A 19,878-nucleotide genomic window follows, 5' to 3' on the forward strand; every position below is an offset into this window, starting at 1 on the left:
AGCATCGAAATCGGAGGAGAGGAAAGAAGTGAAGGCGTTCATTTCGGGAGGTCTTCCGCGAGAAGGAAGGACCGACGCATAGCTCAACGACCCGCAGCGAGGGGTCGGTCCGAATCAGACCCCGCTACGGCGGTGAACTACGAGTACGCGCTTCATAAGTGCCGACCTTAAAGGGTTTGTGAACGTTACGCAACAGTGAGTTGTGCACGATGTGACGGAAACGTGACCGCTGCAGGTGGAACTCCCGGAAAACACTCGGGTAGCGTGGAACATGCCATCCCCCCCGATGGTATTGGACCCCAGCCATGACCCCCCATCCAAGGCTGGGGTTCAGCCATTTCCGGCCCGGAACTTCCCGCCCCCGACCACTCGGTGCTTCACTGGATCCATGTCCACGTCGTCACTCGAAGAGGCCGTCTCCGTCGGTCCGGCAGGCATCTGGGATGCCGAGACCATCGCCGGAGTCGCCGCCACCACGTTCCCGCTCGCGTGCCCTCCCGGGGCCGGCTCGCAGGACATCGCGGCGTTCGTCGAGGCAACCCTCAGCGCAGAGAACTTCAGCGAGTACCTGACCGACCCCCGCCGCATCGTGCTGAAAGCCTGCGTCGGCGACGAGATCGTCGGCTACCTGATGGCCGTGGACCCGGCGAGTGAGAACTCGGTGGACCCGGCGAGTGAGAACTCGGTGGACCCGGCGAGTGAGAACTCGGAGCCGTCGACGAGTGAGAACTCGGAAGCGTACGCCGTACCCGACGTGGTCACCGCACGACCCGCGATCGAGATCAGCAAGCTGTACGTACTTCCGGGACATCACGGCGCCGGAGTATCCGCCGCGCTGATGGAGGCGATCGTCGAGCGCGCCGTCGAGCGCCGGCGTGCCGGGCTGTGGCTGGGTGTGAACCAGGAGAACACGCGCGCCCGTCGCTTCTACCAGAAGCACGGCTTCGAGGTCGTCGGCACGCGAACCTTCGTCGTCGGTTCACAGACACACGACGATTTCCTCATGCAGCGCGTGTTGTGACCGCCCCGTCAGTCAGCCTGCGGCAACCTCGAAACGGGAGAGGGCGAGCAGGCGCGACGTGGCACGCAGGTACTTCTTGCGGTACCCACCCGACAGCATCTCGGGCGTGAAGATTTCGTCGAGCCGTGCGCCGGCGACCGTCACCGGAATGCTGGCGTCGTAGAGGCGATCCGCGAAGACCACGAGGCGCAAGGCGACCGACTGATCGCGCGCGGGATGCACTCCGTTGATGAAGACCGCAGGCACCCCTTCGACGAGCTTGCCGTACCGGGAGGGGTGCAAGGTGCTCAGGTGATCGCACAATTCGTCGAAGTCGTCGAGCGTCGCACCGGAAACCTGGTCCGCACGCTGGATGAGCTCCTCCGACCCGATGGGATCGGGGGCCGGCGGGAGGTCGCGGTGCCGGTAGTCGGGTCCGTCCACGCGGATCGTCTCGAAGATCGAGGCGAGCTTCTTGATCTCACGCAGGAAGTCCTGGGCTGCGAAGCGACCCTCGCCGAGCTGGCCCGGCAGTGTGTTCGACGTGGCCACGATCGACACTCCGCGTGCCGACAATTCCGTGAGCAGCCGGGAGATGAGCATCGTGTCGCCCGGATCGTCGAGTTCGAACTCGTCGATGCACAGGACGCTGTGACTCGACAGTTCCTCCACGGCCTTGTTGAACCCGAGTGCTCCGACGACGTGCGTGAGCTCGACGAAGGTGCCGAAGGCTTTCGGGGGGGGTGCGCTGTGGAAGATCGAGGCGAGCAGGTGGGTCTTGCCCACGCCGAAACCGCCGTCGAGGTACAGCCCCGCTCCCTGGGCCGGCGCCTTACGGCCGAACAGGCCTCGCTTGCCGCCCCGGACCTTCTCGACCTTGCCGACGAACTCCTCGGCGGCCTTGACCGCTGCGGCCTGGCTCGGCTCGGCGGGATCGGGGATGTACGACGCGAAACTCACCTCGTCGAACATTGCGGGCGGCACCAGCTGGGCTACCAACTGATCTGCGGGCACCACCGGGTTGCGGTCGACGAGGCGTTCGTGCATTCATCCAGCGTAAGGCCGCAGAGTGAGTGGGCAGCACCGGCAAAGCGGAATGCGACCTACTTCACAGAACGTTCACCATGTGGTTACGAGCCGCGAGGACAATGCACTGCACCGCGACGCGGCTCCCGTTCACTCCCACCGGGACCATGCCGGGTCTCGGGGTCGTCCCTCACGTCGGCACCTGTGCACTCCCCGATCGGTGACACCTGGCAGGCTGTCCCCATGCGCAGAACCGGTGTGCTCGCGGTGGGATGGATCGCAGTGGCCGCAGTGGCCGCCGCGTGCGGAGCGGGACCATCGGTCCGGCCCGACGTCGCCGTGGTGCGCGAAGGAGTCGGTGGCAGCGAACCGACCGTCCAGGAAGACGAGGACGCGGCGCCCGAACTCCCCGTTCCCCAAACAGATCTCACGTGGCGCGACTGCACTTCCGACACCGTCGCGTCCTACTCCCTGCCGCCGGGGCCGACAGGCCTGCTGCTCGAATGCGCCGAAGTCCCCACGCCGATCGACCCCTCCGGAGCTGTTCCCGGCACCTTCCCGCTCGCCGTGCTCCGGGCGCAACTGCCGGACACCCCCGACGACGTCGCACCACTGGTCCTCACGACCGGCAGCGACATGCCGTCGACGCGTGCCCTCGCCGCACTCGCAACCGGCCCCCTCTCCGGTGTGCTGACCACGCGTCCGGTGGTCGCGGTGGACCGTCGCGGCATCGGGATGTCGCTGGCCATCGACTGTGTGTTCGGCGCCGACCGTCGCGCCATCGCCGATCTGGGACAGTTCGGTCGCAGCGGGTCCGCGCCGGAGCGAGTGGCCGAACTCGGCCGCCAGGCCACCATCTCCTGCACCGACTACCTTCAGCCCCAGGAGTTGATGTTCAGCGCGTCCCACGCGGCCGGCGACATCGACCGGCTGCGGCAGGCATGGAACATCGAGCGCCTGGGCCTCCTCGGCATCGGAAACGGCGCGGCTGTGGGCCTCGCATACGCCGCGGCGTACCCGGGTGCCGTGGGCCGGCTCGTACTGGACTCCCCCGTCGCCGCATCGGGCGACGCGGAACAGATCGCGGAGTCGCGCGCCCGCGGCGCCGAGTCCGCGGTGGACGCGTTCTCGCGGCAGTGCGCGGCGCTCGACTGCTCGCTCGGTGACGACCCCCGGCAGGCTCTCGAAGACCTCCACGCACAGGCCTCGAGCGGCGCTCTGGCACCTGTCTCCTCCAACGCCCTGCTCACGGTCGTCACCGCGTTTCTCGGCACACCGCGCGGAGATCTTCCGAGCCGGATCCGCGAACTCTCCGACACGCTGGCTGCCGCGCGGGACGGCGATGTGGTGCCGCTGCTCGATCTCGTAGGCACCGCCGAACAGATGCTCGCCTCGGACGGTCAGTTCGTCTCGCGGTGCAGCGACGGCCAGCGGTGGCCGACGCCGACGCGCGCCGCCGATCTCCAGCGCAACTGGGCGACGCTGTACCCCCTGTTCGGCGCAGACACGGCCGCGGCCACCACCGCGTGCGCGGCATGGCCCACCCTGCCCGCTCCACCCCTGCCCGCAGCCCTGGACACCCCTGTGCTCGTCACCGGTGGCGCTGCGGATCCGATCGTCGGCAGCGCGGGAGTCGAATCGGTGACCGGCGCGCTCACCTCCGGCGCGATCGCATGGTCGACCGTGTCCTGGCAGGGTGCCGGTTATTCCGCCTCGCTGCATTCGACGTGCATCCAGGGCCGCATCGAGCGGTATCTGAGTACGGGAGAGTTGCCGCCGAACGGGAGTCTCTGCCCGGCGTGACACGCGACGCGGCGATCCCCTGCGTGCCGGGGGACGTGCGCGGTCCCGATCTCGGACGGGGTACCGTGCCGTAGTGTTCCTCAGCAGTCTCGAACCCCGGACGGCACGAACCACGGCAGACGTGGTCAAGGCCGTGGTGTGGCCACTGGCGGTCCTGACCGTTCTGCACCGGGTGGTGATCAAAGCAGTCAACGGTTTCCGAACCGATGATTTCACCCCGGTCTACAACGCGGCGCTCGCGTTCCTCAACCGGCTTCCGGTCTATACCGCGAACTTCCAATGGGTCGACCCGCACTACCTCTATCCCCCGTCCGGGACGCTGCTGATCTCGCCGATCGCCGTGATCGACCCCGAACGGTCCCGGTGGCTTTTCATCCTCGCGAACGCCATCGCCATCCTGATCGCGCTGTACCTGCTGCTGCGCATGTTCGGCTTGCGGCTCGACTCGCCCGTCGCTCCCATCCTCGTGCTGGGTGCGTTCGCGTCCGAGACGGTGACCAACACGCTGGTCTTCACCAACATCAACGGGATGGTGCTGCTGGGAGAAGTCGCGTTCCTGGTACTCCTGCTCAAACGCCGAGACCTCTGGGCGGGCGTGATGCTGGGGCTCACCTTCGCGGTCAAACCGATCCTCGCGCCGCTGCTGTTCCTTCCGCTGGTGCGAGGGCAATGGAAAGTGTTCATTCCCGCCGCCGGCGTGCCGATTCTGCTCAACATCATCGCGTGGCCGTTGTCGGTCGACGCGTGGAACTTCGTCGAACTGACGGTGCCGTACCTGCTCGAGTCCCGCGACTATTTCAACAGCGCGATCGTCGGCAACGGGATGTACTACGGTCTGCCCGGCTGGCTGGTCCTGGGCCTGCGCGGTGTGCTCGCCGTGCTCGTCGCGGTGTCGCTCTGGCTGCTCTACCGCTACTGCCGCAACGACGAGGTCTTCTTCGTGTGCACCGCCGCCGGTGTGCTCCTGAGTGCGTCGTTCCTGCTGGGGTCGCTCGGCCAGATGTACTACTCGATGATGCTGTTCCCGCTGCTCATGACGGTGCTGCTGCCCAACTCCGTGATGCGGAACTGGCCGGCCTGGCTGGCGGTGTACGGCTTCATGAGCTACGACTCCTGGCTGTCGGGGCGCTGGGTCGAGGCGGGCCGGGCCGCGGAATACATGAAGACGACCCTCGGGTGGTCTCTGCTCATCATCGTGATCTTCGCGGTGCTCCTCGACCGCTACCTCGCGGCGCGCCGGGAAGGGCGGCTCGACGACGGTATCGAGCCGTCACACCTGCTCCCTGCCGCGGAGCACACCGACGAGGCCGCTACTCGGGCCTGAAGTACCCGGGTAGTCGGGACGTGGCCCCGGGGTGCGTCGTGGCGGCGGTCTCGGAGCGCGACTAGCGTGGGGACATGACTTCCACTCCCCGATCCGAACCCGCTCCCAAAGTTGTGCTGAGCGAGGACGAGTGGCGCGACAAACTCACTCCCGCCGAGTACGCGGTGCTGCGTCAGGCCGGCACGGAACGGCCCTTCACCGGTGAATACACCGACACCGAGTCCGAGGGTGTCTACGAATGCCGTGCGTGTGGCGCCGAACTGTTCCGCAGCAGCGAGAAGTTCCCGTCGCACTGCGGCTGGCCGTCGTTCTTCGATCCCGCCGACTCCGACGCCGTGATCCTGCGGACCGACGATTCGCTGGGGATGCGCCGCGTGGAAGTGCTGTGCGCCTCGTGCCACAGTCACCTCGGCCATGTCTTCGAGGGCGAGGGTTACCCCACCCCCACCGACCAGCGCTACTGCATCAATTCGATTTCCTTGCGCCTGGTTCCGACAACGTAACGCCCGCGTCCGTCAACGCGCGCCACAGCCCGTCGGGCCGCTCCGTCGTCGGGAGCGGCTCGACGAGCCGGAACGCACACCCGATCTCCCTGGCGGCGCCGTCCGCTACCGCACTGTCGCCGATCATCAGGGTGCGTTCGGGTTCGACTCCGAGTGCATCGACGGCGTAGCGAAAGATCTCGGGTTCCGGTTTGACAGCACCGATCTCGAAAGAGAGAGCGAACACGGAGACCAAGTCGTCGATGCCGAGTGCGGCGAAGGCAGGCCGGATGTCGAAGGCGATGTTGCTGAGGACCCCCACCGCGATGCCATCGCCCGCGAGTGCTTCGATCACGGGCACGGTATCGGGGTACACCGTCCAGCTCGCCGGGTCGACCACCTTCCCGTACAGCTGCTGAGCCTGCTGGGGGTCCTCGACGCCGGACCTGCAGAGCACGGTCAGATACGCCTCCCGATGCCAGCGCGGATCGCGGTCGCGATTGATCCAGGCGTGATGCTCCTCCGCGTCCATCTCCACCGGCTGTCCGGTGGGAGCGGTCAGCCGCCGCATCAGCTCGGCCTGCCGGCTCACGTCGAGGGCCTCACCTCGTGCATCGGTGAAGCCGGCCATCCAGCTCTCGTCCTCTTCGAGCCGGAACAGCGTGCCGGAGAAGTCGAACAGAACAGCATCGAACGGTCGCGCGCTCATGGTCCGAGGCTATCGACTCGCCGACCGCCTCGCTGTGCGACCAGATCCCGCCGGGTGGCGCCGTCGTGGCTATGGGGCCATGATCGGACCATGGCGACAGCGCGCAGCGGGCCCCGGATCGGAACGGCCAAGGTGTCCATCGTCGGCGTCGGCAGCGTCGGAGCCGCGGTGGCGTACGCGTGCCTGCTCCGCGGCACCGCGAACACGATCGCGTTGTTCGACACCAACGCGGCTCGCGTGCGCGCCGAGGTTCTCGACCTCAACCACGGCACCCAGTTCACTCCGGCCTGCCGTATCGAGGGCAGCGACGATATCTCGGTGACCGCCAATTCCGACCTCGTCGTCGTGACCGCGGGCGCGAAACAGCAGCCCGGTCAGTCCCGGCTCGATCTCGCCGCGGCCAATGTCGCGATCACCCAATCGGTCACGCCCCGGTTGCTGGCGGAGTCTCCCGACGCGGTGATTCTGTTCGTCAGTAACCCCGTCGACATCGTCACGGCGGCGGCCATCGCGGTGACCGGCGTCGACGACGGCAGGATCTTCGGATCCGGCACGGTTCTCGACTCGGGTCGTCTCCGCTATCTCATCGCCGAGCGGGCCGGTGTCGCGATCGAGAACACCCATGCATTCATCGTCGGCGAGCACGGCGACTCCGAACTCGCGCTGTGGTCGGGAGCGTCCGTCGGCGGCATTCCCATCGACTCGTACACGGTCGACGGTCGCGTCGTGTTCGATGCCCAGACCCGCGCAGACATCTTCCACGAAGTGGTGCGCAGCGCCTACGAGATCATCCAGGGGAAAGGCGCGACGAACCTGGCGATCGGGCTGTCGACGGCGCGGATCGTCGAGGCCGTCCTGCGCGACCAGCGGCGCGTACTGCCCGTGACCTCGTGGCAGACCGGGATCCACGGCATGCGCGACGTGTGCCTGTCGCTGCCGACCATCGTCGACGCGGGCGGCGCAGGCAGAGTTCTGGAGGTCCCGCTCTCCGAGGACGAGGTGGCCGGACTGGCCGAATCGGCCGCAACACTGCACAACGTGCAGAAATCGCTCGGGTTGTAGACCGCCCGGTTCCTCACGTCACGGTCGGCGGGGCCTGATCGTCGGCGGGTCGTACGCGCGGATGGGCGGCAACTCCCCCTCGAACCGTTCGATCTCGACGAGCACGTGTTGTCCCGTGCACCCCTGAGCCAGCGACGACGTGCCTGTATCGGGAGTGAGAACGTTCGGGTTGCCGTGGACGCACATGGACTCCGGATCGGCCGGGTCGAGCGGGTCGTACCACGCTCCCGTCGCGAGTTGGACGACCCCGCGGCGCAGTCCTTCGTCGAGCAGCGCACCGGCCAGGCACGCACCCCGGTCGTTGTACACCCGCACCACGTCGCCGGGGGTGATTGCGCGCTCGGCCGCGTCCTGCGGATGGATACGGATCGGTTCGCGGCCGCGGACCTTGCTCTTCTGGCTGGTCGCGCCGTGGTCGAGTTGGCTGTGCAACCTGCTTTTGGGCTGGTTCGCGATCAAATGCAGCGGGAACGTCTGTGCCCGCTCACCGCCGAGCCACTCCTCCGGTTCGTACCACGTCGGGTGGCCCGCGCAGTCGTCGTATCCGAAGCCGTCGATGTCCGCCGAGAAGATCTCGATGCGCCCGCTGGGCGTGCGGAGCGGATTGTGCTCCGGGTCGGCGCGGAATTCCTCGAACAGGGTGAGGTCGTCCTCGGTGCGCATGCGGACGTGGCCGCGACGCCAGAATTCCGCGAACGATGGGGGGTCCTCGAGCCGGCGCTCGTCGGCGAGGACGTAGCCGCGCCACTGCCCGTACAGGTGCTCGAGCCATTGCGCCGACGTGCGCCCCTCGGTGAACCGCTCCCCGAATCCGAGTCGGTGCGCGAGAGCGGAGAAGGTGTCGTAGTCGTCGCGGGCGTCGGCGAAACGGGGTGCGGCCGCCTGCATTGCGACGAGCAGCGGATCGTTGCGCGTGCACGACAGATCGTCGCGTTCGAGCGCGGTGGTGGACGGCACGACGATGTCCGCGTGCTTGGCCATCTGCGTCCAGTACGGGTCGTGGACGACGATCGTGTCCGGCCGCGTCAATGCGCGGCGCAGACGGGCGAGATGCTGATGGTGATGGAACGGGTTGCCGCCCGCCCAGTAGACGAGCCGGGTGTCCGGAAACGTCAGCCGTCGGCCGTCGTAATCGAACTGCTCCCCCGGATGCAGCAGAAGATCGGAGATCGCGGCGACGGGGATGAAGTCGTCGACGTCGTTGTTGCCCTGGAACAGCGTGGGCAGCGGGTAGGGCACGGGCGCGCGGCCGGGTTCGTTCATGGATCCGTACCCGTGGCCGAATCCCCCACCGGGAACGCCGATCTGACCCAGCATGGCCGCCAGGGTGATACCGGCCCACGGTGCCTGCTCGCCGTGTCGTACCCGCTGCAGCGACCAGGTCACCGAGATCAGCGTCCGGCCGGTCGCCATCCGGCGAGCGAGATCGATGAGCGTGGCTGCCGGCAGACCCGACAGTTCCGCAGCCCATTCCGGTGTCTTGGGAACACCGTCGGTGCGGCCGAGCAGGTACGCCTCGAACCGGTCGTATCCGGTGCAGTAGCGGTCCAGGAACTCGCGATCGGCCAGACCTTCGCGCGCGAGGACGTAGGCGAGCGCCAGCATGATCGCGACATCGGTGCCCGGGCGCGGTGCCAGCCATTCGTGCTCGCCGTGGACGTCGTCGCGCAGCGGTGTGATCGACACGATGCGGCCCCCGCGGGCGCGCATCCGGTCGAGGGCACCGCGCGTCGGATGGTCGCTGGTGCCGCCGTCGTTGACGCCGGTGTTCTTCAGCGGCACACCGCCGAAGCACACGAGCAGGTCGGTCTCGCGGGCGATGACGTCCCAGTTGGTGGAGCGTGCGAACAGTTTCCAGTGGGCCCCGACCACTCGCGGCATGATCACGCCGGTCGCGCCCAGCGAGTAGCTGTGCACCGAGCGGGTGTATCCACCGAACATCTTCAGGAAACGGTGCACCTGGCTCTGTGCATGATGGAAACGTCCGGGCGACGACCATCCGTACGATCCACCGAAGATCGCGCGGTTGCCGTGACGCTCCGCTACTCGCTTCAGTTCCGTGGCGAGCAACTCGGTGAGTTCGTCCCACGAGACGGCGACGAATTCGTCGCTGCCGCGGTCTGTGCTCGGGCCCGGCCCGTGTTCGAGCCATCCCCGCCGGATCGCGGGACCCGTGATCCGGGAGCGGTGCCGCACCGATCCCGGAATGTTCTGCAGGATCGGCGACGGGTCGGCGTCCCCCGCGTAGGGGTGCGCGGCGACGACTTCGCCGTCACGCACCTCCGCGGAGTACATACCCCAGTGCGCCATCTGGGAGAAGCGCGCTCCGGGCAGCGCGGGGCCGCCGTCCGTCCCGATCGGGCCGGTCACGGTCAGGGCAGCGACTCGATAAGCGCTTCGACCTCGACGCGCGGACCGGTGAAGAAGGGCGTTTCCTCGCGCACGTGCATCCGGGCTTCGGTCGCACGCAGGTCGCGCATGAGATCGACGATCCGGTCGAGTTCGGGTGCCTCGAACGCGAGGATCCACTCGTAGTCGCCGAGCGCGAACGAGGGCACGGTGTTCGCGCGGACGTCGGGGTAACCGCGTCCGGCCTTGCCGTGATCGGCGAGCATGGTCCGGCGCTCGGCGTCGGGCAGCAGGTACCACTCGTAGGAGCGGACGAACGGGTAGACGCACACGTATGCGCCCGGCTCCTCACCGGCGATGAACGCCGGCACGTGGCTCTTGTTGAACTCTGCAGGGCGGTGCAGGGCGACATTCGACCACACCGGCTCGCTGGCCCGGCCCAGGTTCGTGGTGCGCCGGAAATCGGCGTAGAGCTTCTGGAGGTCTTCGAGCCGCTCGGCGTGCGACCAGATCATGAAGTCGGCATCCGCACGGGTGCCGGCGACGTTGTAGATGCCGCGCACGGTGACATCGGTGTCGTCGAACTGGGCGAAGAACTCCTTCGCGTTCTCGATCGCCGCTGCGCGGTCGTCGTCGAGAACACCCGGCTGCACCTGGAAGACGGACCACATGGTGTAGCGGAGGGTGGAATTGAGTTTGTCGTAATCGAGACGTGCCATACCGTTCATCCTGCCATTCGTGCGGCGAGTCGTGCCGCCGCGGTGGTTCCCGACGCGACGCATGCGGGGACGCCGACACCGTGCAGCATCGCGCCGGCGATTTCGAGTCCGTCGACTTCCGCGACTGCGGCGTCGAGCGCGGCGACGACATCGTGGTGCCCGGACCGATACTGCGGAAGCCCCCCGTGCCAGCGCTGCACGTAGGAAGCCACCGGCTCGTCCTCGACCCCGGTCACGGCGGCGAGGTCGGCGCGCGCGAGGGTGACGAGTTGCTCGTCGGAGGCGGAGAGCAGTGCGTCGTCGCCGTAGCGCCCGAACGACGCCCGGGCGAGCGCGACATCACGCTGCGCGAGGTGTGGCCACTTCCTGCTCGACAGGGTGAACGCCTTCGCGGCGAGCTCTTCTCCGGTGGCCACCAGAATCCCGGAGTTCTGCGGCAACGCCGAACTGCCGGGAAGAGCGAGAGCGACGACGACCGACGACGCGAGAGGTATCTCCGCCGCGGGGGCCGCGGCCGCCGGCACGGCCTCGGCCAGGAGCGCGGCGACCTCGGTGGCGGGGACCGCCAGCACGACTCCGTCGACCTCGCCGACGGGGTCGAGCGACCATCGTCCGTTGCTGCGGCGCAGCCCGCCCGCAGTGGTGTCCAGGTGGATCTCGGGCGCGGCCGCACGCTCGAGCGCCGCGAGCAGCACCGCGTAGCCGTCGCGCAGGGTGCCGAAGACGGGCGTGTTCGAGGGTGCCGGGAGTGCCGCCGCGACCGCGGCGGTCAGGCTCGTTGCACCGGCGTCGAGTGCGGCGGCGAGCGCCGGGACGGTGGCGCGGACACCGGCGGTGTCGGACAGTCCCGAGTAGACCCCACCCAGGAGCGGATCGACACTGCGCCGGACGACCTGCTCACCGAAACGCGAGCCGACGAGTGCGGCGACCGACATGTCGCCGGCCGGATCCCAGTTCAGCGGTACGCCCGGTTCGTCGGTGATGCGCTGCAGCGTGTCGTCGTCGACGAGTCCTTCGACGGAACGGGCGTCGGCGGGGATACCCATGAGCGTCCCCGCGGGCAACGGCCGAAGCCGTCCCCCGGCATAGAGCAGGGGCCGAGCGCCCGACGGATGGACGACCTGGTCGCTCAGGCCCAGTTCGTCGAGCAGGGCGGGAACCTCGGGCCGACGCGCGATGAAGGCTTCGGCGCCCACGTCGACGGGCCCGTTCGCCAGGTCCACGGTGTGCAGTTTGCCGCCGAGTCGCGGAGACCGTTCGAGTACGACGATCCGGGCATCGGGGCCGAGCGCGCCGCGCAAGCGGTAGGCGGCGACGAGGCCGCTGATGCCACCACCGACGACGGCGACGACTGGGTCGGTCACAACGAATGCACCAGCTCGACGACGCGGGTGAGCATGTCGGGATCGGTGTCGGGCAGCACACCGTGGCCGAGGTTGAAGATGTGGCCTGTCGCACCGGCCGCGAGTGCGCGGTCCGCTTCGGCGACCACGCGCCGGACCTCGCGTTCGATGACGTCCCAGCCGGCGAACAGGATGGCGGGATCGAGGTTGCCCTGCAGGGCCTTGCCCGGCCCGACCCGCTGCGCCGCCACATCGAGCGGGATGCGCCAATCGACTCCGACGACGTCGGCTCCGGCCTCGCCCATCGCGCCGAGCAATTCGCCTGTGCCCACACCGAAATGGATCCGCGGCACCTGGGCGGCAGCGAGTTCTGCGAACACGCGCTCGGAGTGCGGAAGCACGTACTCGCGGTAGTCGGACAACGGGAGCGCCCCGGCCCACGAGTCGAACAGCTGGATCGCGTCGACGCCGGCTCCCAGTTGGGCACGCAGGAACGTGATGGCCATGTCGGTCAGCCGTCCGAGCAGCGAGTGCCAGGTTGCCGGATCGGAGTGCATGAGCGCCTTGGTGCGCTCGTGGTTGCGGCTCGGGCCACCTTCGACCAGGTAGGACGCGAGCGTGAAGGGTGCTCCCGCGAAACCGATCAGCGGAGTGGTGCCCAGTTCCTTGGTCAGCAGCGTCACGGCGCGAGCGACCGCGCCGACTTCGTCGGCTTCGAGGTGCGGAAGGGCGGCGACATCGGCAGCGGTGCGCACGGGATTGGCGACGACCGGCCCGGTTCCGGCGACGATGTCGAGATCGATTCCCGCAGCCTTGAGCGGAACCACGATGTCGGAGAACAGGATTGCGGCATCGACCTTGTGCCGGCGTACCGGCTGCATCGTGATCTCGCAGACGAGTTCGGGGTCGAAACACGATTCGAGCATGCCGACGCCCGCACGGATCTCCCGGTATTCCGGCAGCGAACGCCCCGCCTGGCGCATGAACCACACCGGGCGGTGCGACGGCTGCATCCCCCGGGCCGCGGCCAGCAACGGAGCCTCCGGCAACGCTCTGCGCGACGGGTACTCCGCGGGCACCGCGGAAGCGACGTTCGTGTTTTCCAAGCCGGTCATCGATCCTCGTTCTTCGGTCTCGTCGGGTTCGGTCGGACCCCGGTTCGAAGCCCATGCTGCCACGCTCACCCGCCCCGCCGGAACCGGCGCGCCTCCCGCGTGCACTGCGTCACCGGCGCTAACGTCCGCTGTCGTGACCACTTCACCCGAGCCGGCCCGCTTCCGCGCGGCCGTCGAATCGATGAAGGCGGCCACCGTCCGCAGCGAGATCGAAGTGGCACCGATCAGACCACCGCAACGACTGGCCCCGCACAGTTTCGCGCTGGGCGCCGAGGTCCTGCACGACGAGTCCGACGGTGTCCCCGAGGAATCCGAGGGTGACGCCTTCGGCCGCCTCATTCTTCTGTACGACCCGAACGGTGACGAAGCCTGGCACGGCACCACTCGGCTCGTCGCGTACATACAAGCCGACGTCGACGCCTCACTCGCCGCCGACTCCCTGCTCCCGGATGTCGCGTGGAGCTGGCTGGTCGATGCCCTCGAAGCGCACGGCGAGCCGTTGACCGCGCTCGGCGGAACGGTGACGGCGACGAGTTCGGTGCGGTTCGGCGACATCGCCGGCCCTCCGCGAGCGCATCAACTCGAGCTTCGCGCGTCGTGGACTCCTCGCTCCGACGTGCTGGCCCCGCACGTCGAAGCCTTCTGCGATGTCCTCGCGTACGCCGCGGGTCTGCCGCCTACCGGGGTGGCGCAGCTTCGGTCCTGACGGATACGCCCGATTCGGTCCTCTCGGGAGACGGTCGGGTTCTAGCCTGAGGGGCATGCAGCGCCTCAGTGGACTCGACGCAGGCTTCCTCTACCTCGAAACCCCCAGCCAGCACCTGCACATCTGCGGGTTGCTCATCCTCGATCCCTCCACTGTGCCGGACGGATACGACTACCGAGCCGTCCGGCGGGAGTTGGACGCCCGCCTCGACGCCGTCCCCGCCTTCCGCATGAAGCTCGCCGACAGCCGCTTCAATCTCGACCATCCGGTATGGGTCGACGACAAGGACTTCGACCTCGACCGCCACCTGCATCATGTCGCGGTACCGGCCCCCGGCTCGCGGACAGAGCTCGCCGACCTGTGCGGTCACATCGCCGCGCAGCCGCTCGACCGTGCGAAGCCCCTGTGGGAGATGTGGGTGGTCGAAGGACTCGACGACGGTTCGATCGCGATGATCCTCAAGATGCACCACGCCGGCGTGGACGGGGTGTCGGGTGCGGCGATGATCGCTCAGCTGTGCAGCCTCGACCCGGCGGCACCGCGCCCCGACAAGGTCGCCCCCGGCGTCGGCGGCGGAAACGAGATCTACATGGCGGTCACAGGAGCGGTGAACGTCGCCCTGCGTCCCCTGCATCTGGCCCGGATCCTTCCGTCCGCCGTGACCTCGGTGGCGTCCTGGGTGGCACGAGCTCGCCGTGGAGACGCCATGCCGGCCCCCTTCACCGCGCCGCGCACCCCGTTCAACTCGACGATCACCGGACATCGGGCCGTGGCGTTCGCCCAGCTCGAACTCGCGGATGTGAAAACCGTGAAGAACGCATTCGACGTGAAGGTCAACGACGTGGTGATGACCCTCGTGGCGAGTGCGCTTCGCAGCTACCTCGAAGGCCGCGGCGAACTCCCCGACAGTCCGCTCGTCGGGATGGTGCCGGTCTCGGTCCACGAGGAGTCCGACCGGCCCGGACGCAACCAGGTGTCGGCGATGTTCGCGGGCCTGCACACCCACATCGAAGATCCGGTCGAGCGGCTGCGCGCACTGTCCGAAGCGAACGAGGTCGCCAAGGATCACAACGCCGAACTGGGCGCGAACATGCTGCAGGACTGGTCGCAGTTCATGGGAGCGGCAGTGTTCGGCGCGGCCATGCGCACGTACGCCACATTGCGCCTCGCCGACAAGCACCCCGCGATCCACAATCTCGTCATCTCCAACGTGCCCGGCCCCCCGCAGGCGCTCTACTTCCTCGGTGCACACGTGACCGCGCTGTACCCGTTCGGTCCGCTCTTCCACGGAGCCGGGCTCAACATCACGGTGATCTCGCTCGAAGGCAAGCTCGACGTCGGCCTCATCACCTGCCCCGAGTTGGTCCCGGACCTGTGGGTACTGACCGACTATCTGGCGCCGGCGCTCGACGAGTTGCTGGCCGCCGCGGAGCAGGCTCGGTCATCGGACGACGAGGACTCGAGCGTCGACGGTGTGAGCCGATGAGCGTCCGTTCTGCGCGCGGCACAATCTCGCTTTCCCAGGACAGCCGCTAGAGTCACGCCCATGTCTGCAGGCCAGGACCACGAGACGGTAGTGCCCGAGCACAGCTCTCCCACTGGCGGTGATTCCCCGAACGAGCGCCCGCCCGCGGCGACGGTGCCGCTCCTCGAGCCGCGGGAAGGCGTACCCGAGGTCGTCACCACCGCCGCGGGTGTCGCCGAGGCGGCCGCGATGCTCGCCCGCGGGCACGGTCCGCTGGCCGTCGACGCGGAACGGGCCTCCGGCTACCGCTACTCCGCCCGGGCCTATCTCGTCCAGTTGCGGCGCAACGGAGCCGGAACGGTGCTTCTCGATCCGATCCCCACGGCGGCCGACCTCGCGCCGCTCGCGGACGTGATCAACGACCTCGAGTGGGTGCTGCATTCGGCCGACCAGGACCTTCCGGGCCTCGCAGAACTGGGCCTGCACCCCGCCGTGCTGTACGACACCGAACTGGCGGGGCGGCTCGCCGGGTTCCCGCGGGTCGGGCTCGCGGCGATCGTCGCCGACACGCTGGGGTTCGAACTGCGGAAGGGGCACGGGGCCGCAGACTGGTCGACGCGCCCGCTGCCCGACTCCTGGCTGAACTACGCGGCACTCGACGTGGAAATCCTCGTCGAACTCCGCGACGCGATGGCCGAGGAACTCGAGCGGCAGAACAAGACGGAGTGGGCCGCGCAGGAGTTCGAGCACATCCGGCTGGCCGGACCGCCTGCACCGAAGCCCGACCGCTGGCGGCGAACGTCGAAGATCCACACGCTCAAAGATCCGCGCCGTCTCGCGATCGTGCGCGAGTTGTGGACCACCCGGGACGAGATCGCGGCGAATCGGGACATCGCGCCGGGCCGCATCCTTCCGGATTCGGCGATCATCGCGGCCGCGGAGGCCGCTCCGGCCACCCTCACCGATCTGCGCGCTCTCCCGGTCTTCGGTGGACCCCGTCAGCGGCGGTCGTCGCGGGTGTGGTTGTCGGCGATCGACCGTGCCCGCGCCCTGCCCGCGTCGGAACTGCCTCCGGTCACCCCGCCCTTCACCGGTCCTCCGCCCGTGGGCCGGTGGGCCCGGCACCATCCCGAGGCCGCCGCACGACTGTCGGCCGCGCGTGCCGAACTCGCAGCGTTGAGCGAGGAGGTGTCGGTTCCCGTCGAGAACCTGGTGAGCCCCGAACTCGTTCGGCGTCTGTGCTGGGACTGGGATGTCGCGCCCGGGTCGGATGCGGAGGCCTACATCGAGGAGAAGTTCGCGGCCGGAGGTGCCCGGCCGTGGCAGCGGGCGCTGACGGCACCGCGGCTCGCGAAAGCTCTCGCGCCGGCGGCGTAGCGACCGGTCAGGACGAATCTGCTCCTCGTGCGAGAGCGTCGCGCACGAAGTGCCCGAGGAGCCGGGCCGCAACGGCCGCCTCGGGGACGAGTGGGTGGAATGCGTGCCACACGTGTACCTGGCCGGGCCAGATCTGCAGTTCGTGGGACACGCCCGCCGCGGCGAGAGCCTCCTTCAGGGCCTGTGTGTCGCCGGTGATCGCTTCGGTTTCCCCGCCCTGGATGAAAAACGGCGGCCAATGCGACCCAGGAGCCGCGGCGAGCAGGTCGAGGCGAGGATCGGCCGGGTCACCGTCCGGGGCATAGGCGCACCGCGCACGGTCTGCGAACTTCACCGACAGGAACGGATCACGCCGGGCCGCTTCGCGTTCCCAGCCGGTGCGGAGCCACAGGTCCAGCCACGGAGAGACGAGTGCGACCCCGGCGGGAAGATCTGCGCCGTCCCGGTCGAGTTCGACGACGAGCCCGTAGGCGAGGTGGCCGCCGGCGGAGTCTCCGGCGATCACGATGTCGCGGGCAGCGTAGCCACGTTTCCGAAGGTGGTCGAACCCGGCGCGGACGTCGTCGGGCGCTGCCGGGAACGGTGCTTCCGGTGCACGACGGTAATCGGGCAGGAATGCGGGGACTCCCGCGGCGCGGGCGATTCGAGCGGCGACGCCGACGTGCGACGCGGACGACCCCATCACGAAGCCTCCCCCGTGCAGGTAGTAGAGAACGTGCGGCGAGTCGGCGGTCCCGGTCGGGAGGACCCATCGGCCCGGGACCGGGCCGGTGCGGTCGCGCTCGACGCGTGTACCCCGAGCGAGGTCGAGGCGGCCCGCGACCGACAATCCGAGACGCAGACCGCCGAGCGGCACCCGACCCAGCGGGACGACGTCCGCGAGAACCCGGGCGCTCACGGCGAGGACGGCCGCGAAGGCCCGGCTACGGCGGCTCCCCCGGTCGGGAGGCACGACGGCGGCGGTGGCGCGCCCCTCGTCGCCACGGCCGCTACCCGGTGTGACAGGCACACCGGTCATGCCGGCGCCCCGTCCGTCGTGGGCGGACGTACCCCGAACCGGCGGCGCGCGTCGCGCAGGACCAGCGACGCGGGAAGGTGGCGCACCCGGAGCGGGAGTGCCCGGTACAGCGGCGCGGTGACCCGCATCGCGCAGTCGAACCTGCGCTGCTGACGGTCCGTCCAGATGAGGCCGTAGGCGTCGCGGATGCGGGCATCGAGAAGACCGACGGTGAGGAAGCGGGCGGGCGACATGCCCGCGCGGATGTACCACGGCGCCTGCCCGCCACGGAGCAGTGCGTGCGCGTAGGTACGGACGGTGTCGTCGACGACGAGATCTGCGACGACGCTGTTCCAGTAGTCCTCGAATGCCGCGAGGTCGGCCGGCCACAACTCGGCCGGAACCTGGAGCGCGGTGCCGTATACCGCGAACTCCCGGTACATCCGCTCGGCCTCGGACCGGTGGAGAGGCCCGAAGAAGCGTTCGTAGATGTCGTGGCCACCGTGGAACATGACCGCCGCGATCCACAACTGCAACTTCGGGTCGAAGGCGTTGTATCCCTCTGCCCGGACGGGCGCATGAGAGCTGTTGACGAACCGCACCACGGCGCGTCGCTCCTCGTCGCTGCCGAATGCCACGAGAAAGATGTACGCGCTCGTGTTCCGGAAACGGGCAATCGGGTCCGTGAGGGCCTTGCTGTGCTCGGCCACCCCGTGCCCTACCGGTGGAAGCGCAATCTCCGTGAGGAAGCGCCGAGGCGAGCTGAGCAGGAACGCTGCCTCACCTACCACGCCCTGCACCGTGGGGTCAGGCCGACGTCGTGTCATGGATTGCAATGTATCCGCAGATCAGGCGGTGTCAAGAGGAACAAGTCCGGAGGCGATGCACGTGTGGCACCCCGTTGGCCGTTGGGGAATGCTCGTTAACTTCTGGAGGGTGACGAGTGCACCTGGCATCACCACGTCAGCAGGCCCGCACGGGAACCGCCGGGAACGAGAACGCACTGCTCACAGGCGTGCGCCGGGGCGACCCGCATGCCCGCGCGAAATCGCAGGTATTAAGTTACTCACCGGTAATGACAATGTAGGCTTGTCCGCGAGGCCGGTCGCCGTCAGGCGATCGAGCGCTCCTCGCCACGGCACGTGTCGGCGAGTAATCGCTCCATCAGGAGGAATCCGCGTGGCTCCCACCACCTCAACACAACGCAACGTCGTCTTCGTCGACGGAATCCGGACTCCGTTCGGTAAGGCCGGCCCCAAGGGCATGTACGCCGAGACCCGTGCCGACGACCTCGTCGTGAAGGCGATCCGTGAACTGCTGCGCCGCAATCCGCAGCTCGACCCCTCCCGTGTCGACGAGGTCGCAGTCGCGGCCACCACACAGACCGGCGACCAGGGCCTGACCATCGGCCGGACGTCCGCGATTCTCGCGGGCCTGCCGGAAACCGTCCCCGGCTTCGCCATCGACCGCATGTGCGCAGGTGCCATGACGGCCGTGACCACCACAGCATCCGGGATCGGCTTCGGTCAGTACGACGTCGTCATCGCCGGTGGTGTCGAGCACATGGGCCGCCACCCGATGGGTGAGGGCGCCGACCCCAACCCGCGCTTCCTCGCCGACAAGCTGGTCGATCCGAGCGCCCTCGTCATGGGCAACACCGCCGAGAACCTGCACGACCGGTTCCCGAGCATCACCAAGGCCCGCACCGACGCCTACGCGGTCAACAGCCAGAACAAGTACGACGCGGCCAAGAAGGCCGGCTGGATCGCCGACACGCTGGTTCCCGTCGCGACTCGCTCCGCCACCGGCTGGGGCCTCGCGACCGAGGACGAGCCACCCCGCCCGGGCACCACGATCGAAGATCTCGCGAAGCTCAAGACGCCGTTCCGACCCGCCGGCCGTATCACTGCGGGCAACGCAGCGGGTCTCAACGACGGCGCGACGGCCGCGATTCTCGCGGGCGAGGACACCGCGCGTGAGCTCGGTCTGCCCGTCGGCATGCGCATGGTCGGTTTCTCCTTCCAGGGCGTCGATCCCGCGGTGATGGGCATCGGCCCCGTCCCCGCGACCGAGAAGCTGCTCGCCCGCACCGGCCTGAGCATCGACGACATCGGTCTGTTCGAGATCAACGAGGCATTCGCGGTGCAGGTGCTCGCGTTCCTCGAGCACTTCGGAATCGACGACGACGATCCGCGCGTCAACCAGTGGGGCGGTGCGATCGCGTGCGGCCACCCGCTCGCCTCGTCGGGCGTTCGCCTGATGACCCAGCTGTCGCACCAGTTCGCCCAGCATCCCGAGGTCCGCTACGGCCTGACGACCATGTGCATCGGTCTCGGCATGGGCGGCACCGTGATCTGGGAGAACCCGAACCACGCCGATTACGAATCCGGAGCCGCATAAC

Annotated in this window: 17 protein-coding genes; 9 read left to right on the forward strand and 8 right to left on the reverse strand. The window is 68.5% G+C overall.

The genetic code is table 11. The annotated features are described in order from the left end of the window. Positions 1-388 precede the first annotated feature (388 nt). Complete coding sequence (locus ACFWU2_RS10495; protein WP_378604949.1) at positions 389-1,021, forward strand: GNAT family N-acetyltransferase; 633 nt, start codon at positions 389-391, stop codon at positions 1,019-1,021. Positions 1,022-1,033: 12 nt separating this feature from the next. Here ACFWU2_RS10495 and zapE read toward each other — a convergent pair whose 3' ends face one another. Continuing rightward, positions 1,034-2,047, reverse strand: a complete 1,014-nt coding sequence (zapE, locus tag ACFWU2_RS10500) for a cell division protein ZapE (RefSeq protein WP_378604951.1) — start codon at positions 2,045-2,047, stop codon at positions 1,034-1,036. 222 nt (positions 2,048-2,269) lie between these two features. On the opposite strand from zapE, the gene ACFWU2_RS10505 reads away from it, so the two are divergent. The 3 genes from ACFWU2_RS10505 (at position 2,270) to msrB (ending at position 5,656) form a co-directional block, all read left to right on the forward strand. Next, positions 2,270-3,829, forward strand: coding sequence for an alpha/beta hydrolase (locus ACFWU2_RS10505; RefSeq protein ID WP_378604953.1), 1,560 nt, complete (start codon positions 2,270-2,272; stop codon positions 3,827-3,829). Positions 3,830-3,902: 73 nt separating this feature from the next. Further along, positions 3,903-5,153: a glycosyltransferase family 87 protein gene (locus tag ACFWU2_RS10510; RefSeq protein WP_378604956.1), complete on the forward strand. Its 1,251-nt coding sequence runs from the start codon at positions 3,903-3,905 to the stop codon at positions 5,151-5,153. A gap of 74 nt (positions 5,154-5,227) precedes the next feature. Then, the gene (gene msrB / locus ACFWU2_RS10515; protein ID WP_169620703.1) at positions 5,228-5,656 is read left to right on the forward strand and encodes a peptide-methionine (R)-S-oxide reductase MsrB; all 429 of its coding nucleotides are present in this window, start codon (positions 5,228-5,230) and stop codon (positions 5,654-5,656) included. Here msrB and ACFWU2_RS10520 read toward each other — a convergent pair. Then, entirely contained in the window at positions 5,619-6,344 is a 726-nt protein-coding gene (locus tag ACFWU2_RS10520; RefSeq protein WP_378604959.1) for an HAD family hydrolase, read from the reverse strand. The two genes, msrB and ACFWU2_RS10520, sit on opposite strands and share 38 nt — an antisense overlap. Positions 6,345-6,434: 90 nt before the next feature. Here ACFWU2_RS10520 and ACFWU2_RS10525 point away from each other — a divergent pair, with 90 nt between their 5' ends. Next, positions 6,435-7,406 (forward strand): L-lactate dehydrogenase, encoded by a 972-nt coding sequence (locus ACFWU2_RS10525; RefSeq protein ID WP_378604962.1) that lies wholly within the window; start codon positions 6,435-6,437, stop codon positions 7,404-7,406. 18 nt (positions 7,407-7,424) lie between these two features. Here ACFWU2_RS10525 and ACFWU2_RS10530 read toward each other — a convergent pair whose 3' ends face one another. The 4 genes from ACFWU2_RS10530 to hemE form a co-directional block, all read right to left on the reverse strand. Further along, positions 7,425-9,716, reverse strand: a complete 2,292-nt coding sequence (locus ACFWU2_RS10530) for a molybdopterin-dependent oxidoreductase (protein ID WP_378605212.1) — start codon at positions 9,714-9,716, stop codon at positions 7,425-7,427. Between the two features lie 62 nt (positions 9,717-9,778). After that, positions 9,779-10,474, reverse strand: coding sequence for a hydrogen peroxide-dependent heme synthase (hemQ, locus tag ACFWU2_RS10535; RefSeq protein WP_378604965.1), 696 nt, complete (start codon positions 10,472-10,474; stop codon positions 9,779-9,781). A gap of 5 nt (positions 10,475-10,479) precedes the next feature. After that, complete coding sequence (locus ACFWU2_RS10540; RefSeq protein WP_378604968.1) at positions 10,480-11,838, reverse strand: protoporphyrinogen oxidase; 1,359 nt, start codon at positions 11,836-11,838, stop codon at positions 10,480-10,482. Beyond that, positions 11,835-12,932 carry a uroporphyrinogen decarboxylase gene (gene hemE, locus ACFWU2_RS10545; RefSeq protein ID WP_378604971.1) on the reverse strand — a complete coding sequence of 366 codons (1,098 nt, stop codon included), beginning with the start codon at positions 12,930-12,932 and terminating at the stop codon, positions 11,835-11,837. Before hemE ends, ACFWU2_RS10540 begins: the two co-directional genes overlap by 4 nt. A gap of 133 nt (positions 12,933-13,065) precedes the next feature. On the opposite strand from hemE, the gene ACFWU2_RS10550 reads away from it, so the two are divergent. Genes ACFWU2_RS10550 through ACFWU2_RS10560 form a run of 3 tightly spaced genes read left to right on the forward strand, consistent with a single transcriptional unit; the run spans position 13,066 to position 16,480 of the window. Continuing rightward, on the forward strand, positions 13,066-13,638 hold the full coding sequence (locus ACFWU2_RS10550; protein WP_169620697.1) for a DUF3000 domain-containing protein: 573 nt from the start codon (positions 13,066-13,068) through the stop codon (positions 13,636-13,638). 55 nt (positions 13,639-13,693) lie between these two features. Further along, positions 13,694-15,124, forward strand: a complete 1,431-nt coding sequence (locus tag ACFWU2_RS10555; protein WP_378604974.1) for a wax ester/triacylglycerol synthase family O-acyltransferase — start codon at positions 13,694-13,696, stop codon at positions 15,122-15,124. A 60-nt stretch (positions 15,125-15,184) separates the two neighbouring features. Then, positions 15,185-16,480 (forward strand): HRDC domain-containing protein, encoded by a 1,296-nt coding sequence (locus tag ACFWU2_RS10560; protein ID WP_378604977.1) that lies wholly within the window; start codon positions 15,185-15,187, stop codon positions 16,478-16,480. Between the two features lie 7 nt (positions 16,481-16,487). Here the strand turns inward: ACFWU2_RS10560 and ACFWU2_RS10565 are convergent, their stop codons facing one another. Both ACFWU2_RS10565 and ACFWU2_RS10570 read right to left on the reverse strand, forming a co-directional pair. Further along, positions 16,488-17,498, reverse strand: a complete 1,011-nt coding sequence (locus tag ACFWU2_RS10565; RefSeq protein WP_378604980.1) for an alpha/beta hydrolase — start codon at positions 17,496-17,498, stop codon at positions 16,488-16,490. Continuing rightward, positions 17,495-18,304 (reverse strand): oxygenase MpaB family protein, encoded by an 810-nt coding sequence (locus tag ACFWU2_RS10570; RefSeq protein WP_378604983.1) that lies wholly within the window; start codon positions 18,302-18,304, stop codon positions 17,495-17,497. The genes ACFWU2_RS10565 and ACFWU2_RS10570 overlap by 4 nt, the downstream gene beginning before the upstream one ends. Positions 18,305-18,656: 352 nt before the next feature. On the opposite strand from ACFWU2_RS10570, the gene ACFWU2_RS10575 reads away from it, so the two are divergent. Next, entirely contained in the window at positions 18,657-19,877 is a 1,221-nt protein-coding gene (locus ACFWU2_RS10575) for a thiolase family protein (protein ID WP_378604986.1), read from the forward strand. Position 19,878 lies beyond the last annotated feature (1 nt).

The organism is Rhodococcus sp. NPDC058639, assembly GCF_042717545.1.
GTDB lineage: Bacteria > Actinomycetota > Actinomycetes > Mycobacteriales > Mycobacteriaceae > Rhodococcus.

Bases quoted from the DNA above. Each gene is read 5' to 3' on its own strand.
- ACFWU2_RS10495 (WP_378604949.1), top strand. From the start codon at position 389: ATGTCCACGTCGTCACTCGAAGAGGCCGTCTCCGTCGGTCCGGCAGGC.
- zapE (WP_378604951.1), bottom strand. From the start codon at position 2,047: ATGCACGAACGCCTCGTCGACCGCAACCCGGTGGTGCCCGCAGATCAG.
- ACFWU2_RS10505 (WP_378604953.1), top strand. From the start codon at position 2,270: ATGCGCAGAACCGGTGTGCTCGCGGTGGGATGGATCGCAGTGGCCGCA.
- msrB (WP_169620703.1), top strand. From the start codon at position 5,228: ATGACTTCCACTCCCCGATCCGAACCCGCTCCCAAAGTTGTGCTGAGC.
- ACFWU2_RS10520 (WP_378604959.1), bottom strand. From the start codon at position 6,344: ATGAGCGCGCGACCGTTCGATGCTGTTCTGTTCGACTTCTCCGGCACG.
- ACFWU2_RS10525 (WP_378604962.1), top strand. From the start codon at position 6,435: ATGGCGACAGCGCGCAGCGGGCCCCGGATCGGAACGGCCAAGGTGTCC.
- ACFWU2_RS10530 (WP_378605212.1), bottom strand. From the start codon at position 9,716: ATGGCGCACTGGGGTATGTACTCCGCGGAGGTGCGTGACGGCGAAGTC.
- hemQ (WP_378604965.1), bottom strand. From the start codon at position 10,474: ATGGCACGTCTCGATTACGACAAACTCAATTCCACCCTCCGCTACACC.
- hemE (WP_378604971.1), bottom strand. From the start codon at position 12,932: ATGACCGGCTTGGAAAACACGAACGTCGCTTCCGCGGTGCCCGCGGAG.
- ACFWU2_RS10555 (WP_378604974.1), top strand. From the start codon at position 13,694: ATGCAGCGCCTCAGTGGACTCGACGCAGGCTTCCTCTACCTCGAAACC.
- ACFWU2_RS10560 (WP_378604977.1), top strand. From the start codon at position 15,185: ATGTCTGCAGGCCAGGACCACGAGACGGTAGTGCCCGAGCACAGCTCT.
- ACFWU2_RS10565 (WP_378604980.1), bottom strand. From the start codon at position 17,498: ATGACCGGTGTGCCTGTCACACCGGGTAGCGGCCGTGGCGACGAGGGG.
- ACFWU2_RS10570 (WP_378604983.1), bottom strand. From the start codon at position 18,304: ATGACACGACGTCGGCCTGACCCCACGGTGCAGGGCGTGGTAGGTGAG.